At 63.0% G+C, this 17,085-nt stretch carries 12 protein-coding genes; 3 read left to right on the forward strand and 9 right to left on the reverse strand.

Annotated elements, in window-relative coordinates:
• Window positions 1–10 precede the first annotated feature (10 nt).
• From NVV90_RS20895 to trxA, 3 genes are all read left to right on the forward strand, one after another.
• A complete protein-coding gene (locus tag NVV90_RS20895; protein ID WP_258439151.1) occupies window positions 11–1,669 on the forward strand; it encodes an ABC transporter substrate-binding protein in 1,659 nt (552 codons plus the stop codon).
• A 211-nt stretch (window positions 1,670–1,880) separates the two neighbouring features.
• Window positions 1,881–2,837, forward strand: coding sequence for a thioredoxin-disulfide reductase (trxB, locus tag NVV90_RS20900; protein WP_258439152.1), 957 nt, complete (start codon window positions 1,881–1,883; stop codon window positions 2,835–2,837).
• 36 nt (window positions 2,838–2,873) lie between these two features.
• Window positions 2,874–3,200, forward strand: coding sequence for a thioredoxin (trxA, locus tag NVV90_RS20905; RefSeq protein ID WP_207616073.1), 327 nt, complete (start codon window positions 2,874–2,876; stop codon window positions 3,198–3,200).
• A 2,618-nt stretch (window positions 3,201–5,818) separates the two neighbouring features.
• Here the strand turns inward: trxA and NVV90_RS21120 are convergent.
• The 9 genes from NVV90_RS21120 to rpmH all read right to left on the reverse strand — a co-directional run bounded on the left by NVV90_RS21120 (window position 5,819) and on the right by rpmH (window position 16,620).
• Window positions 5,819–6,058, reverse strand: a complete 240-nt coding sequence (locus tag NVV90_RS21120; protein WP_396125329.1) for a hypothetical protein — start codon at window positions 6,056–6,058, stop codon at window positions 5,819–5,821.
• A 4,965-nt stretch (window positions 6,059–11,023) separates the two neighbouring features.
• Entirely contained in the window at window positions 11,024–12,238 is a 1,215-nt protein-coding gene (locus NVV90_RS20910; protein ID WP_258439153.1) for a ParB/RepB/Spo0J family partition protein, read from the reverse strand.
• 67 nt (window positions 12,239–12,305) lie between these two features.
• Entirely contained in the window at window positions 12,306–13,355 is a 1,050-nt protein-coding gene (locus tag NVV90_RS20915; RefSeq protein WP_258439154.1) for a ParA family protein, read from the reverse strand.
• Between the two features lie 87 nt (window positions 13,356–13,442).
• A complete protein-coding gene (rsmG, locus tag NVV90_RS20920; protein ID WP_258439155.1) occupies window positions 13,443–14,093 on the reverse strand; it encodes a 16S rRNA (guanine(527)-N(7))-methyltransferase RsmG in 651 nt (216 codons plus the stop codon).
• A 6-nt stretch (window positions 14,094–14,099) separates the two neighbouring features.
• Complete coding sequence (locus tag NVV90_RS20925; protein WP_258439156.1) at window positions 14,100–14,657, reverse strand: R3H domain-containing nucleic acid-binding protein; 558 nt, start codon at window positions 14,655–14,657, stop codon at window positions 14,100–14,102.
• Window positions 14,657–15,628, reverse strand: a complete 972-nt coding sequence (gene yidC / locus NVV90_RS20930) for a membrane protein insertase YidC (protein WP_258439157.1) — start codon at window positions 15,626–15,628, stop codon at window positions 14,657–14,659. The genes NVV90_RS20925 and yidC overlap by 1 nt, the downstream gene beginning before the upstream one ends.
• Before the next feature lie 17 nt (window positions 15,629–15,645).
• The gene (gene yidD / locus NVV90_RS20935) at window positions 15,646–15,999 is read right to left on the reverse strand and encodes a membrane protein insertion efficiency factor YidD (RefSeq protein WP_258441251.1); all 354 of its coding nucleotides are present in this window, start codon (window positions 15,997–15,999) and stop codon (window positions 15,646–15,648) included.
• 31 nt (window positions 16,000–16,030) lie between these two features.
• Entirely contained in the window at window positions 16,031–16,441 is a 411-nt protein-coding gene (rnpA, locus tag NVV90_RS20940; RefSeq protein ID WP_258439158.1) for a ribonuclease P protein component, read from the reverse strand.
• Window positions 16,442–16,482: 41 nt separating this feature from the next.
• A complete protein-coding gene (gene rpmH / locus NVV90_RS20945) occupies window positions 16,483–16,620 on the reverse strand; it encodes a 50S ribosomal protein L34 (protein WP_011776797.1) in 138 nt (45 codons plus the stop codon).
• Window positions 16,621–17,085 lie beyond the last annotated feature (465 nt).

The raw sequence follows: 17,085 nt of genomic DNA on the forward strand, positions 1-17,085 counted from the left end.
GGAGGAACCCGTGTCCCACCCGATCGACGTCGGATCAGTGCTTGGCGGCCGCTACAAGGTCACGGCCACCGTATTGACCTCGCATGACCAAGATCTGGTGCTGGACGGCGTGGACCAGGTCCTCAACCGGCCCGTCAGCATCCTGGTTGCCGGCCCCGGAAACGGCGAACAGGTCGCCCAGAGCGCCCGCGAAGTCGCCACCGGAGAGCGTCCGGGCCACGTCCAGATCCTCGACCTGGGCGTCAGCGACAACACCACCTACCTCATCACCAACCACAGCACCGCACCGGACCTGCTGGACCTGGTGGTCGCCACCAACGCGCCGTACGTGGAGCCGTTCTTCACGGAAACCCTCGGCAGCGAGATCTTCGGCCGGCCCCGCACGTACGAGCCCGAAACCTACGACGGCCTCTACGAGGACGATGAGCACGACGCCGAGTACATCCAGTACGACGAGGACGGCTACGCGTATCCTGCTGCCCAGGCGCCTGGCGGCCGGCCCGCTGTCCCGCCGATGCCCGAAGGCAGGCCTTCCTCCGCCCAGGCCGGCGGCATTGGTGCACGTCTGGCTGCTGCGGCCGCTGGAGCGGGCGCCGCGGCAGCCGCTGCCGCCGCCGCGGTGAAGAATTCCGCCGCTAAGGAAACCGCCCCCGACGCCGGAACGTGGGCTCCCGCGCAGGCCGCCCCGCCGGCCGCAGCGCAGGCGGCGGCGCCCCAGGAGCCCCAGGCACCGCCGGCAACGCAGGCCGTTCCGGCCGCTGCGCCTGTTGCTCCGGCTGTGCCCGCCTCGCCCCCAGCCTCCGCCTCGCCCGAGGCAAAGGTTTCGCTGTGGTCCGAGGAGGACTACGGCTTCATCGGCAATGACTCCGCGCCCCGCGCTGGCGCTGGCGCTGGCGCTGGCGCTGGGGCAGCAGGTGCAGGTGCAGCCGCTGCCGGCAACGTCCGCACGGCCTCGAGCTTTCCGGCGCAGGCCGCTGCCGGGTCCGGGGACGTCAACGAGGACTACTACGACGACGAACCCCAGCGTGAGCCCCGCTCCATGCGCTGGCTGGTAGGCGGCCTGCTCGCTGCTGTGCTGGTGGTCGGCCTCATCCTGGCAGTGACCAACCTGGGCAGCCTCCTGCCCGGCGGTGGCCCGGCAGCAACCAGCCAGTCCACCGGCGCCCAGACCGGCGCCGGCTCCGGAACACCGACGTCCACGGAAACCGTCGCTCCGCCCGCCCAGCCGCCGGCCATCGAGGGCATCACCCGCCTGGGTACCTTTGACTTCGCCGCCACCTTCGACAAGGACCTTGGCCGGGCCTTCGACGGCAACGCCGCAAGCTACTGGTCGGACATGGAATTCGCTACGGAGGACTGGGGCGGACTGGCCGCGGACCTGCCGCTGGTGGTCAAACTGAAGGCACCCGCAGAGGTCAAGTCGATCACCCTGAGCCAGCTCGGCGGCTCCGGCGGCAACATCAGCGTCTACACGAACGACCGCCCCGCAATGGATGGCGCCAAGCTGGTCGGCACCAACAGTTTCACCTCCCCGGAACTAACCATGCCGCTCAGCGCGCCGGTCAATGCGCAGTACGTCATCGTGGTCATCAAGGCCCTGCCGAAGCTGGCAGCGCCGAAGACCAGGTTCGGCTATGGACTTCGCCTGGCCGAGGTCAAGGTCCAGTAAGTCCCACGCAGCGGCCCCCGTCGCGGCCCACCAGGGCCGAAGTAACCCGGCGTCCGCTCTTCCTTGGCCTGAGCCGCCAGACGGTATCCTGAATGGTGGTGTGTTTTTCGGGTCCCCAAAAACCGCCGGAATATTTGGGGCCGTCACCCGGTTGAGTCAGGTGGCTGCCCCAAAGGCAGCAGCATCGACCAAGGAAGAGGTTCACCGCCAAGTGAGCATTGCAGAAAACAGCGCATCGCAGGTGCGGGACGTCATCATTGTAGGTTCTGGCCCGGCCGGCTACACCGCCGCCGTGTACACCGCCCGAGCTAACATGAACCCCCTGCTTATTGCTGGTTCTGTCACCGCCGGTGGCGAACTGATGAACACCACGGACGTCGAGAACTACCCTGGCTTCCCGGACGGCATTCTGGGCCCGGACCTCATGGAAAACTTCGAGAAGCAGGCAGTCCGCTTCGGCACGGAGATCCAGTTCGAGGACGTTACCGAGCTGGACCTCGACGGCGACATCAAGACTGTCACCATCGCCACGGGGGAGAAGTTCCAGGCCCGCGCCATCATCCTCTCCACAGGCTCCGCCTACCGCGAGCTCGGCCTTGAGAACGAAAAGCGCCTTTCCGGCCACGGCGTTAGCTGGTGTGCAACCTGCGACGGTTTCTTCTTCAAGGACCAGGACATCGCGGTCATCGGTGGCGGCGACTCCGCCATGGAAGAGGCACTCTTCCTCACCAAGTTCGCCAAGTCCGTCACGGTCATCCACCGTCGCGATGCTCTCAAGGCTTCCAAGATCATGGGCGACCGCGCCCAGGCACACGAGAAGATCAACTTCATCTGGAACACCGGTGTTGAGGATGTTCTTGGCGGCGACAAGGTAACCGGCCTCAAGCTCAAGAACCTGGTTGACGGCACCGAGTCTGAACTCCCCGTCACCGGCGTCTTCGTTGCTATCGGCAACGATCCCCGCACGGAGCTCGTGAAGGGCAAGCTGGACCTGACCCCGGAAGGCACCATCGCCGTCGAGGGTCGCAGCTCGCGCACCACCATCAAGGGCGTCTTTGCCGCCGGTGACGTTGTCGACCCCACGTACCGCCAGGCCATCACGGCTTCCGGTTCCGGTTGTGTTGCGGCGCTGGACGTGGAGCACTACCTCGCAGACCTGCACGCATAAGCGGCACAAGCAATTCACTAGAAGGGAAAGTCAAACATGAGCAACGCCAAAGACGTTACCGACGCAAGCTTCAGCACCGACGTTCTGGCCGCTGACAAGCCGGTCATCGTGGATTTCTGGGCCGAATGGTGCGGCCCGTGCCGCAAGCTGGGTCCGATTCTGGACGAGATCTCCGTCGAGTACGGTGACAAGGTGAACGTCGTCAAGGTCAACGTTGATGACAACCCCGCCATTGCCGCCGAGTACGGCATCACCTCCATCCCGGCCGTTTACCTGTTCAACGGGGGAGAAGTGAAGAACACCGTCATCGGTGCCAAGCCGAAGCAGTTCTTCGAGAAGGAATTCGCGGACGTTCTGTCCTAGTTCCTCTCAGTACGCGTTTTTCGGTAGCCGTTTCGCGGGTGCCGCTCGGAAAGCCGGTGGTTGCCGCTCCTTTGGGAGTGTGCAGACCACCGGCTTTCTTGGTTTTTGGACCATTCATGGATATTGAACCCTTTTGGGTTTTGTAGTTGCGTCTGGTTTCCAGGAACCGTTTCTCTGTTGCCCTGCTACTTTTGCCTACCTGGGGTAGGGCGAAGTTTGCAGCGTCCGGGGGTAGGGCGAAGTTTGCAGCGTCCGGGGCGGTTGGTGCCTCTCCACGGCATTTTCATGTTTCACGTGAATCAGTTCCCGTGGGGTCTGGATCATCAGCTGCCTGGCGAGGGACAGGCCTCCGTGATCTCTCACGACTTCATGGACACTTCACGTTTCGGTGCTTCGTGCACACATCCTTGCTCAGCTCCGGCGGCCTTTCTGGTAGGTCATTTTCGTTTCCTTTGTCCCGGCATGGTTGCCGGCCTTGCATGCATCAGAACTCCACCGGCGCGCGTGGCGTTTGATGACCGTGCTGACGACCGCATCGCGGACTGGGGCATTTCGACGGTGGGCTGGGGCATTTCGTCGATGGGCTGGAGGAACCCGCACCCGGCCACGCATTCATCTTCAATGCGGGATTCGTGAGACGTACTGACCATAAGGTCTTGAGGGATGTGTTGCCCTGGATCATTGCCCTCCGGTTGTGGCCACATTCTCGGATGGCATGATTCCGTCGGGCTGAGGCTGACCAGGCGAGGCGGTCAGAATTCCTACGTGAGCGTGTCAGCATCGGACGTAAGAGCAAGGCCCGGGGGGAGGGATGACTGCTGCAAGCTGGTGAAGGCCTACTCCGAGAGACCTTCCGCATCCACCGGCACCCATGGAAGGCCTTCACTCTGCCGCGTGGATTGCAGGCCCTTGGGCTGGACCCTGCTCCAGGCCTTGGCCCACGGTTTCCGCGCGGTGCGTGCCGCCTGCGGTGCTTCGGCAGTGAGCCGTCATCACCTGTGCGGGGGAGCTCGTCTGCTTGACCGTGACTTCATCGGCCAGTGCCGCGGCGTATGCCAAGTTGCGGGCCGCGCATGGAACGTCCAAACATTCCACGTGTCCATTCTGAATCCAAGCACGACTGGTCCGCCTGTATCGACCTTCGCTCCCTAACGTGACTCCGAAGGATAATGCTTCCTGGCAGGCTGCCACGGCTAACCAACGCGTCCGAGGCGTCTCTGCATTCGAGTGCGGCTTGCTGTCTTGTTCCACGTGAAACATCACCATCGTAGGGAGAGGATGACACTACGCCTAGGCATCCCAGCTCCACCTTCTGACCACGGTCCACAGCCGCCGACGGGCGCCGAACCGTTTCGATTCCTCGGCTCAATTCGTCGCCGCAGCTCATTGCCGGTTGAAGCGCTGCGCAGGAAGAAGCGGGGAAGGCGACTCAGGTGACTCCAAAGGAAGGCACGGCTCCCTGCAAATACCACGGCAGCTTGCCTGCAGGACCGTCCGACAGCGGAGGATCAGCCGCTGGCTCGGACTGTCACCGGGCAGAGCTGTCCACGAATCCAGGGTCCGTACACTCGATTCGTTCCGGGCTGGTGGCCGCCGCGGCATAGGGATAGGTGCCGGAGGGTACTCCCGCCGATGGCATTCCGAGCAGTTCGGGGCAGCCGATTCAATGATGTACGGAGCCTCCCGAACAGCAACCACTCCCGCCCATGCTGACGCAACTACCGCCGGCTCCTCGGGTGAACGCCAAGGCAGAGGTAGCGGCAGGATTGAACAATGCCACGGCACACTGGGACGTCGGCTGGCGTTCCAACCCCTTTACGTCGTCCATCAGGACGCGGGAACTCTAGTCCGGCCCTGGTGAACGGCTGCAGTCGCCACATGCCGCACATCAGTCGGGGTGTCACCAGCAACCGCCGGACCGGGCCGCGCCGACTGCGTCTAGGCCTCAGTTCTCCTCCAGGCGGTCAGGCTGCGCGTTTGGGTGTTTCACGTGAAACGTGAGCACAGCGTGGTATCCGTTTCACGTGAAACATTCACTCACCCGTGAACGTCACCTGTTGAACCCGCGGCAGGCGAAGCGCGGTCAGGCGCTGTGACGCCTGTCTGCCCTTTTGGCCCGTTTCACGTGAAACATCTCCAGAGAGTAGCCACTGCCCCTGGCGCTGATACCTACTTCTCTTTGCCAAGAGGCATTGGTGAGCGGCTCCCGGCTTTTGGTTCCGGGGCCGTTCATCGCGTGCCGGCCGGTGGTGGTGGGGGTGTTGGCTGGACTCGTCTGGACTGCAGTGTCTGGCTGATGATCGCGGGTTGGTTGCCGCATGACGATGCGTTCGGCTGGAGCGTGTCTGCGTCCAAAGGCCGAGTGCGGTCGGTCTGGCCCGTCTGTTCCCAGCCGAATCTCGAGTTGGCTCCATGTGCTGCCATCACACTGTCCGCAACACACGGGGGCGCGTTCGTGTCAGGCCGCGTTCATGCGTTGTCCTTGCCGAAGCGGGGTGGCCAGTGACCAGCACCAGCCGGCGAGCTCAAGGACGATCACGGTGTTCGCCGTGACGGACCTCTTCCTGCGGGCATCGAACTGTTCCCATCTGTAGTGGATCCGGTGCGTGCCTTCCAGGTCACGGGTACGGGTTGCCGGGCGACAAGGTCGAACTGGCGCAACAGCCGTTCCCCCGGGCGGGAGTATGGGCGTTGGTGCTGCGGGGCGGCTTTGACCAGGAGTTTGCGGGCATGGCTGTTCGCGGCTTTCGTGATCGGGCCTGGTGCCGGGACTGGCCGGAGGAGATGTCGCTGGGCACCAGGCCGAGGTAAGGAACCGATGGTGAAGCCGTGAAACGCGTCCGGTCCCCGATCTCCACGGCCAGCCCGCACGCGCGGTTGTGATTTGGATGCCGCGCGTAGGCACATCAAGGCGTCAATCACCGGGCCGTAGCGGCACTCCGCGGACGTGGCGGCAACCTGCTTGTCGATCCGTGCCAGGTGCCGGCTAGGACTTCGGCCCGCTTCACCTCGGCCTCGTAGATGAACTGCAGCGCCGGTTCCTCAAGCGTTGGCAGTGCAGCCACAAGCCATGTTCCGTCGTCCACCTGGTCTCCTTGGGATAGCGGATGCCGTGGCGCTGCAGGATGGCATTCACCTGCTGGCGGGCGTGCGCGAGGCCCTTGGCCGTGCCGGAGAGCAGCCGGGACAGATCCCACGGGGCTTCTTCGTGCGAGTCCGGGATTCGCACCTCTGTGAAAGAGCCGACCGCGGGCATCTCGGACAGCACCCGGGCGTCCCGCTTGTCGGTCCTGATCCGGTCCTCGGGCCCGCGGGAGTTTTCGAGGAGGCCGCAACCACGTAGTTGATGCCGGGTGCCTGCAGGCACCGGGCGAGAACCATTCCGGTGGCGCCGGCTTCGTAGATTCCTTGTCGGGCGGGGTGAACCGGTGGATCCCCTCCAGCACCACGGCCGGGTCGGAGGACATCGCATGGGTGCTGACTTCACCGGCGTCCGGGTTCAGTGCACGGCAAACGACGTTGACCGTGTGAACATCCCGCCCAATGAAGATATGTTCACCCACGGCCGGAGTCTGGTTGCCCCTCCAAATACGCACCGATCTCCACAGCCACACTGTCCCACTCATGGCCCACGACTCACGCCCCACGCCCCACGCCGACAGCCTCGCCTCACCCAAGTCCGTCGTCCACGTCACCTCACCCAACTCCGTCGTCCACGTCGTCAATCCCATCCACGCCCCATATGTTTCACGTGAAACAGGCAGGTCCAGCTTCTACGTCCAGTCCAGGGCGCTTGCTTCCGCTAGCGGCCTCTACCGACCGCTTCTCGGTCCCGGCTTGCCCGCACAACCGAGTCCGATCCGGCCACTCCGGCGGAGTTGGCCACGTGTATTTTCTGGACGCTGGCACACAGGCGCCAGACAGCCAGGCGCCGGCGCCTGGGCGTCAGGGACACGTTGACCCCGGCACCGGCAGGCCCAAGCCACGCGCTCTCCTGGATCTCCGGACGCGCTGCTGATTTGAGACCAACCCAGTCAGCGTGGGCACAGAGAAGCGTGCAACGGCGCCAGCCCCTGGCCACCACGGAGGTGCCTTGTGAAAGGCTACCGAGTCGGCTGGATCCATCTGGTGGCGCTGACTGGTGAGCACAGGCGACCCGTACCGCCTCCCTCGACAGGGTCTGGAATGTGGCGTGAGTGTTCGGTCCTCCACACCGCTTGATCCGATCGCAGGCAACAACTGATGTACTCCGATGCCCTTCGACAGCCAAGTAGCTGACACTGCGTTTCCTTGGTGCTGCTCCTTCGAACTTTCGAATTCCTTGCCCTCTACCCTCGCAGCCATGCCAGCCTAGGACGACTGGAGGCCGGGACGGGGACGGGACCGGGCCATGCAGTCACACTCCTTGCCAGCCGTGGACGATGGCCTCAAATCAACAGAGGCATTCCTGGACTTGCTGTGCACATACCAATCGTTCCGGCCAGCAGCCAAGGCCCGAACATTTTGGGGTACCTCCCGGATCCGGGGAGGCGATTGCTGGTCTCAACTTCGACGGGCAAGGCTCCGTCCCCCCCCCCCCCGGAAGGGATCAACCCTGGACAAACACACGGACATGGCCCCTTGCCATTGTCCTTGCACCGTACAGGACTCGCTCTCGCTCTCGCGTTGAGTATCCGCCCAGTCCTCCCATGCTCTCCCAAACGCGAGCACGAACACTTGCAGGTCCACGTCCGGATCTACTCACGACGGAACTGCAGCTAGTGCCGGCAGCCGACATGGGCGGCTACACCCTTCCATGGAGACCGGACACGCCGACAGTGCTTCAGATGGACCTAGTTCACGTGATGCTGAACCGGGCCTACGGTTGATGCCACCCAGTGAGTCGATCCCGGATTCACAGCAAGGACGATGCATCGCCAGCTGTACGTCCAGCATGCTCTCTCAAATTGGCTTAGTAATGCACAGGACCCACTTGAGATATTCACAATGTTATCCACAGGACTATCCACCGGGACCAAGATCGGGCCAGGGACCCTGGTTCGCAGCTTAGATCGCCGAAGCCCCACTCGACGCCAAGCGTTCGATGGCAGCGGGACTACGACGGTTGATCTGAGTACGCATAGGAATCCCCTGAAATAGCTAGGGTTCCATGTCAAGCGACACCAGAATCTCCGAGTCAGCGGGGCGGCTGTCTTCGTTTCACGTGAAACACTCCTATGACCACCAGAGACCCACCAGGGGGCGGCGGCGAACCTGATGCAACGGGGGGCGTTAGTCACCCCACTTCTCCATAGAGTTTTCCCCAAAGTTATCCACAGGCATATCCACTGCCGTATTCTGCGTTACCCACAGGTCCCGGTCGATACCAGGAGGCGCAAAGAAGATGAGCAGTGCGCTTTGGGTCTTCATTACTCCCATCCGTTTCACGTGAAACATTGCCGCACCGCCGACTGACCTAGCCAGCGTGGAGCCAAGATTCGGACCGCGCTCATCCGAATCCGACCCGACGAGTGAATCTGCCGACCCGGCCCAACTCAAACCAGCCCTGGGATTCGATGGCCACGCTCTTGGCGACAGCGCAGGACGTGCCTAATGTCCCGACAGTGGTGATGGCAGAACCCAGCAATGGACGATGTCACTGCCACCGCTGCCGACACGGCTGCCCTAGTCAAAGCCCTCCTAACTCCAAGGGCTCGCACTACGGCTGATAGCTCGGAGCCGCAAACTGTCGTCGGTGGACTGCCCGGGTGAGGGCACGGGCATGGGACCCAGAACGCCGCTGTGGCGCGATCCGTTCCAAACGGATTCTCCTTGCGGCCAAGTGGGGTGCCAGCTCACCTAGAGGCACCGAAGCTAGATGCTCCGACGGAGCCTCCGGCTGCCATCCAGGCGCCTGATCGAGCGGGGCTGGCACAAGGATCGAGCGCCCTATCGGCAGCGGGTGACTGTCGACGGTGACTGCTCTGTGGACGCCAGCAGCTCCGGCGCCGGCCAGGGGTCGACACGTCAGGGGGGACCGAGTAGGACGCAGCCTCCGGAACTCTCCTTCAGGAGCTCTTCCACGGGTGAGACTCAGCCATTATCGGAAGCTTCAACACTTCAAGCATTGGAGTCAGAGGTATCGAGTTGGTCAAGCCATGAGTTTACTCGCCAGAAGCCAGGGCCTCAGGGGGCCTGGGGACAGCACAGTTGTATGGTCCGAGGGGCCTGCGCGAACCCCGCGGCGGATACCTCCCGTCCAGCAGAGCGCACACGACGGACGCCGATGGTTCCGTCGGCCCCAATGAAACGTTCAGCCCTCCAACGTAGTGGGATGGTTCATGCGTTCCCTCCGTGGCCTTCCATCCTTGGGGCGGCGAGGGCTGGACATGGCATCCGTGGATAGGGACGGAGAAGGCATGCGGAATAGCTCATGCCTGTTTCACGTGAAACAGAACGCGCAGTGGCCCGCTGGAAGGCAGGGGATCCAGCTTGCTTGCACCAGGCCGGAGCGTCCGAGGAATCTCCTCGGGAGGCCACCAAGGCGTATGCCAATTCTCTTGCCTGCCCCATACCCGCGCCACGGCGGTGACAGTGTCAGGGCCGTACTGGTGCCAGCGGCACGCCTGTATCGGGTCCGGACTGTACTGGCCGTGCCAGAGGAACGGCCCTTGGGGCACACTGCCTAGCTCAGTGCTATGTTTCACGTGAAACACGGCTGCCGGTGAATCGACATGCCAAGACGCAGCGCTGGACGGCACGGAAACCCACGGAAGCTCAGTGTCGACGTGGACCGAAACTCACAGTGGGATGTGCGCTCTTTGAGGTGTGCCATGCGGATATCAACACTGCCCGCCGTGACCTTCCCTGTCGCATGGATCCAGCAGCGCTGACGAACACGCGCAGGAGCAACAAATTCCCGGAGCCCCATGGCCAGTGAGTCAAAGGGGCGGCTTCGTCCCAGGTGCAGGGCCCCCTACGGGCGCAGAGGAGCCCCGGACTCCGGACAGGTGCTACCGAACACCAAACAAGGAGAGCATGTGCGCGACCATTGGCCTGCACTGGGAACAACGTTCGGCCCAGGAGGCTCTCTTTGGGGCAGCTTCGGCCTACCCAGGAATTCAAGTCCCGGGGAACCCGAGGACTCCAACGACCATGAGTACGGGAGAAGGACCATGTTCCACGTGAAACAAGGGCATCCGTAGTGCGGCCGCGGTCGGATTCTGAATCTGGACGTGCCATAGGCGGCTTGTAACTGGGCCCTGCGGCACACGGCAATCATCCCTCGGCAGCCCTATCAGGAATCCATCCACTGCCGATTCCGTCCGCCCATCCTTGCTTGCTCTGGCTCCACGCATACTCACGGGATGCCAGAGCCAGGGGAAAGGGGGAAGTACTCTCCGGACGGAGGAGTGGTCGCAACTGCGCAGCGAGGTAGGCGCAGTGCCGCTGATCCCCGGCCTGGCAAAAGGGCTTCTGCTGCCAAAAACTGGCGAGGCCGCCACGTCCAGGCAAGGTGCCAACCGCATGTGATCTTGCAGAGTCCACGCAACTTCCGGACCAACGCAATCCTTCTGCGCCGGGACAAGGTGCCGTTTCACGTGAAACATCCGCCTCGTGGGAGACGGATGTGCCCGCAAATAGAAGAGCCAAGCCACTAGCGCAGCGTGCACGGCCAAGGCCCGATATGAAGGAATCGCCAGTCCTGCCCAATCAGCAAGCGGCAAAAGCAGCAAGCGTCAACACAGGAGCGGCCAACACGGGACCACCCAGACGGGATCACCCAAACAAAAAGATGGGGCCTGCCTCAAGGAAGCAAACCCCATCCAGTGGAAAATCGATCGTTAGCCCTCGGCCCCGGGACTCAGAACATCCATGATCCGGTTGAGATCCTCAACGCTGGCGAATTCGATGCTGACCCGCCCCTTCCGGGCACCGAGCGTGATCTTCACACTGGTGTCCAGACGGTCGGACAGGGACGAGGCCAGGTAGTCCAGGCGTTCGTGGCGGGCGTTGGGGCGCGGGATGCTGTTCTTGGCCGGAGCCACAGGATCCTGGTAAAGAGTGACGGCTTCCTCGGTGGCCCTGACGGACATGCCTTCAGCAACGATCTTCTGGGCAAGCCGCTCCATGGCCGCAGCGTCTGGCAATGCCAGCAGGGCACGCGCATGCCCCGCGGACAGCACGTTCGCGGCAACCCGGCGCTGAACCAGCGGGGGGAGCTTCAGCAGGCGAAGCGTGTTGGTGACCTGGGGCCGGGAGCGGCCGATCCTGTCGGCCAGCTGCTCGTGCGTGGTGCCGAAGTCCTCCAGAAGCTGCTGGTACGCGGCAGCTTCTTCCAAGGGGTTCAGCTGGCTGCGGTGAAGGTTCTCAAGGAGGGCGTCGCGCAGGAGGTCGTCATCCGTGGTGTCACGGACAATTGCCGGGATGGTGTCGAGCCCAGCGGCCTGAACTGCACGCCACCGGCGTTCACCCATGACCAATTCATATGGTTCTCCACCCTTTTCGGTTGAAGTACGCACCACAATTGGCTGGAGGACGCCGATTTCCTTGACCGAGTGCACAAGCTCAGCCATGTCGTCTTCATCGAAGACGCTACGGGGCTGCTTGCGGTTCGGGTGGATGTCGGTGACCGCGATTTCAGCGAACCGGGCGCCAGGTACTTCAACCAGCTCAACCTGGGGTACCGAAACAGCTTCCGGCGCCTCTACGTCAACCTTGCCGGCAGCGGAGCCAGCGGCAGCCGCCTTCGCGGCCGGCACCTTCACAGCACCAGCCCTTGCCGGGGCCTTCGCCGCAGCGCTCTTGCCTGCCACGGTCTTCGCAGGCGCTTTCGCAGGGGTCTTGCCGTTTCCCGATTCCGCAACAGCAGGCTCCACTACGGCTGGGGACTCAACCTCAACAGATTCAGCAGGTGCTGCCGGAGTCTTGCGGGCTTCCGGGAAGAACAGGTCCACTGGGCGGCTGGACACTGCGCTGGCGCCAACTGCTCCGGTCGCGGGGGAACTCGGAATGAGAGCCCCAAGACCCCTGCCCAGGCCTCGTCGCTTTTCGCTCATTGATACATCCCTCCGATGGAATAGCCGGGCACGGACCGGCCAAGGCTGTTGCAGTGTTTCAAAGATTCTAGCGTTCAGCGATTTCCGCGGCGGCTTCCATGTAGGACAGGGCCCCACTGGACGACGGGTCGTAGGTCATGACTGTCTGCTGGTAACTGGGGGCTTCGGAGATCCGCACGGAGCGGGGTACAACAGCGCCCAGGACCTGCTCGGGGAAATGGAGACGCACTTCCGAGGCCACCTGGGCAGCCAGGTTGGTGCGGCCGTCGTACATTGTCAGAAGAATCGTGGAGACCACCAGATCGGCGTTCAGGTGCTTCTGGATCATCTCGATGTTCTTCAGCAGCTGGCTGAGGCCCTCCAGGGCGTAGTACTCGCACTGGATGGGGATCAGCACTTCGCTGGCTGCGCAGAAGGCGTTGACCGTCAACAGGCCAAGGCTGGGAGGGCAGTCGATGAAGATGAAGTCGAGGCGGGCCTCGCCGGCCTTCTCGCGTTCCTTGGCGTAGACGTCAATTGCACGGCGGAGGCGCTGCTCACGGGCGACCAGGGAGACCAGCTCAATCTCGGCACCGGCCAGATGGATTGTCGCAGGGGCGCAGATGAGGTTCGGGATATCCGGGCACGGCGCTACAACGTCCTTCAGCGGCAGGTCGTTGATGAGGACGTCGTAGATGCTGTCGACGTCGGCGTGGTGCTCGATGCCCAGAGCCGTGGACGCGTTGCCTTGAGGGTCGATGTCGATGACCATCACATTGAGGCCGGCGGATGCCAGGGCCGCAGCGATGTTCACCGTGGTGGTCGTCTTGCCGACGCCGCCCTTCTGGTTCGAGACCGTGAAGATGCGGGTCCGCTCGGGCTTGGGGAGCTCCCGGCCCACCAGCCGTTCGCGGCGGCGGGTCTCGTTGGCGAGCTGCCGAGCGATGGGGCTGGAGTCGTCGATCGAGTCCATGACGTCGTCGGGAATCAAGGTTTCACGTGAAACAGCCAGGTTTGCAACCGAATTCGGGCGCAGGATGGCAGACTGCAGGGACGCCGAGGGCACCGCCATTGCCCGCGCGGACCCCAAAGACATAAACGGCGGGATCCGCTGCGTGGAGGTTTCACTACTGCCCACTGGTCACACTCTCACTCTCATTCGGCTCTTGCTGCCGTGCACTAGCCTAACCGCTTACCCGCGGACACGCGGGAAACCGAGCTGGATCTAGGCACGCTTTCCGGGCTTGTTGACGATGATCCTCACCACTGTGGTGGGTTCCTCCAAAAGCTCCTGTCCACAAACCACAACCGAGGTTTCCACCCCGCCCAGTTTGCGGATGGTCTTGGCCGCCTTCTCGATTTCCTCTGCCGCGCTGCGGCCCTTGATGGCCACAACTTCGCCCTTGCCGCCGAGCAGCGGAATCGTCAGCCCGGCCAGGTTGGTCAGGGCCGACACGGCCCGCGCCGTGACAACATCCGCCTCGACCATGCCGACGGCCAGCTCAGCGCGGGTGCGCATGATGGTGACGTTGTCCAGGCCGAGGTCGTCCACCACTTCCTGGAGCCAGATGACCCGGCGCTCGAGCGGCTCGATGAGAGTGAGTTCCAGGTCGGGGCGGGCAATCGCCAGGCAGAGGCCCGGCAGGCCGGCGCCGGATCCGACGTCGGCCACGCGGCTGCCCTCGGCGATCGCCGACTCGATGACTGCGCAGTTGAGCACATGCCGGCTCCACAGCCGTGGAACCTCGCGGGGGCCGATAAGCCCGCGCTCGGTTCCGGACGTGGCCAGGTGTTCTACATACCGCTGGGCCAGGCCCAGGCGGTCCCCAAAGATCTTTTCTGCTGCCTGCAGCTCAGCTGCGGTGATTTCAACCATGATCCGTTAGTCGGCCGAAACCACGATGTGGCGGCCGGCGCCTTCGCCTTCGGACTCGGAGACGAATCCGAGGTCGGCGACGGCGTCGTGAACGATCTTGCGCTCGTAGGCGCTCATCGGTTCGAGGGCAACGGCGGCGCCGCTTTCCTTGACCTTGGCGACGGCGTCCTCGGCGATCTGCTGCAGCACACCTGCGCGTTCCTTGCGGTAGCCGTTGATGTCCAGCACCAGGCGTGAGCGGTTCTCGGTGGCCGAGAGAACGGACAGGCGGGCCAGCTCCTGGAGGGCTTCCAGAACTTCGCCGTCGCGTCCTACCAAGCTGTCCAGGGCAGCGGACTCTTCGTCGGTGCCGATGGAGATGTAGGTGCGGCCGTTGCGGACCTCAATGTCGATGTCGCCGTCGATGTCGGCGATGTCCAGCAGTTCCTCGAGGTAGTCCGCGGCGATGTCGCCTTCCTCTTCCAGGCGGCTGGCGCCCTTGGAGGTTCCGGTGGTCTCTTCCTCGGTGCCTTCTTGGTCTTCGATGACCTCGGCCGATACTTCTTCGGTGCTCTCAGCAGACATTACTTCTTCTTCCTGTTCTTGCGTTGGGGCTGGGTGCGCTGAACCTTGGTTTCAGCCACGACGGCCGTGGCGGCCTCGTCGTCGGCCTTCTTGGCGCCCAGAAGCGGAATGGCCGGCAGGCCCTTGGCGGCACGGCGGTCTGCCAGTGCCTTGGCGGCGGGGGAGCCGGGGGTCGGCATGCGCCGGATGACGAAGAACTGCTGTCCCATGGTCCACAGGTTGGTGGTGGTCCAGTAGATGAGGACACCGATGGGGAAGTTGATGCCACCGATGCCGAACACGAGCGGCAGGATGTAGAGCATCATCTTCTGCTGGCGCATGAAGGGGCTGGCCATGGCCTCTTCGGACATGTTCTTGGCCATGATCTGCTTCTGCGTGATGAACTGCGAGGCAGTCATGGCGAGGATCATGACGATCGAGAGGATCCAGACGGCGGTTACGTTGCCGCCTTCGGGCGTGCCGTGAAGCAGGGTTGCGGAGAGCGGGGCGCCGAAGATGCTCGACTCGTCGAACTGGACTACCTGGTCGTGGCTCATCGCCCCGATGCCGATGCCCTTGTCACGCGCGGCGGTGACGCCGGACAGCACCTGGAACAGGGCGAAGAAGAACGGCATCTGGATCAGCATGGGCAGGCACGCGGAGAACGGGTTGGTGCCGTGCTTCTTGTACAGCGCCATCTGTTCCTGCGCCATGGCCTGGCGGGACAGCTGGTCGGTCTTGCCCTTGTACTTCTCCTGAAGCTTCTTCAGGTCAGGCTGCAGCAGCTGCATGCCGCGCTGGGCCTTGATCTGCTTGACGAACACCGGGATCAGGGCGGCACGGATCACCAGCACCAGCCCGATGATGGACAGAGTCCAGGTCCAGCCGTTGGCTGCAGGCAGACCGATGAAGCTCAGACCGTCATGGAAGCCAACCATGATGATTGACACCAGCCACTTGAACGGAAACATGATTGTTTCAAAGAAGTCCATACGATATCCCTATTTCGTCAGGCCGCTGAGCGGCCTTCTTCATCAGTCTGAGCAGCCAGGAACAGGTCCGGATTGTTCAGTACAACAATTGTGGGGGTCTTGCCCTCGGGCCAGTGGCGGTGTCCGGCGGGGACGTGGTCCACGCCGCCGGAGTTCCAAGGGTGGCATTTGGCGAGCCTCTTGGCTGCGAGCCAGCTTCCCTTCACGGCGCCGTGCACCGTCACTGCTTCAAGGGCGTAGGCCGAGCAGGAGGGAAAGAAACGGCAGACCTGGCCGTACAGGGGCGAAACGACCTTGCGGTACGTCTTCAGCAGAAGAATGAGGATGTTGCGCGGAAGGTCCCAGAGGAAGCCGCCGATGATTTTGGGCATGCCAACGGAAGGAACGACGGCGGTGCTTACGTCATGCACGCGGTGTCCCTTCCGTAGTGGTGCCGTGGTTGTCCGGCGCAGTGCTGCGCGGAACGGATCCGTGCAAACGCTTCGTCGTCACTGCCAGGGCGGCGTTGTAGTCAGAGAGCAGCTGCTCCCAACTTGCAGTTGCAGCGGCAGGCAGAGCCCGGACCACGACCGCAAGGCCGGTTCCATGCTCGTGCAATGACATTGCACCTGCTTCCCTCAGTCTCCTCTTAACGAGGTTCCTGGTCACAGCGTTCCCGACGGCTTTGGAGACAATGAAGCCGATTCGACTCGGCTCCGCGGCACCGATAGGTGCCGTATATAACACTAAGTTCCGGCGTCCATTGCGGACGCCGGAACGTACAGTTGTTGAAAAGTCGGTAGACGTCCGCAGACGGTTAGAGGTGGCTAGCACCGTCGAACCCGCATAAGGACCCTGCTCGACAAGTCAGTTATTTACGCCGACAGTTCGACGCGGCCCTTGCCACGGCGGGCAGCCAGGATGGCGCGGCCGGCACGGGTGCGCATACGAAGGCGGAAGCCATGCTTCTTTGCCCGACGGCGGTTATTCGGCTGAAAAGTCCGCTTGCTCACGTTAGTTACTCCAGTGGATCAAAGGTGCGCCCACCCGATCAAAAGGGGAAGAACTGGCCGACGCTGAGTTTTGTATATGTCTGCTGACGCGGCACTCCGCACGCTGGGCGCAAGGAGATACAACTGGTCACAAAAGCGGACACAAAGGACTTCACAACGTTAGGGCAAAAATGCCCTCCCAGTCAAACCGGGAGCCCCGGGGCCGGCTGTCCACAACTGTGTCTAAGCAGAGGCCGGCGCCTGTGGATGAAGTGGCTCACAGGCCCGGTTTCAGAACCACAACCGTGTAATTATCCACAAGCAACTTCCCAGCTATCTTCTGGCGATTCCATCCCCTAGAGTGTCTCAGTAGCCCGTTGTCCACGCGCTGTGTATAACTCTGTGGATTAGTCCCGGAATCCAGGCCCTGCAGTGGACTCGTCGGCTGCCAGCAACGCAGGCAAGCAAGCATTTAGGAACCCATTG

The organism is Arthrobacter sp. CJ23, from assembly GCF_024741795.1.
Taxonomy (GTDB): Bacteria; Actinomycetota; Actinomycetes; order Actinomycetales; family Micrococcaceae; genus Arthrobacter.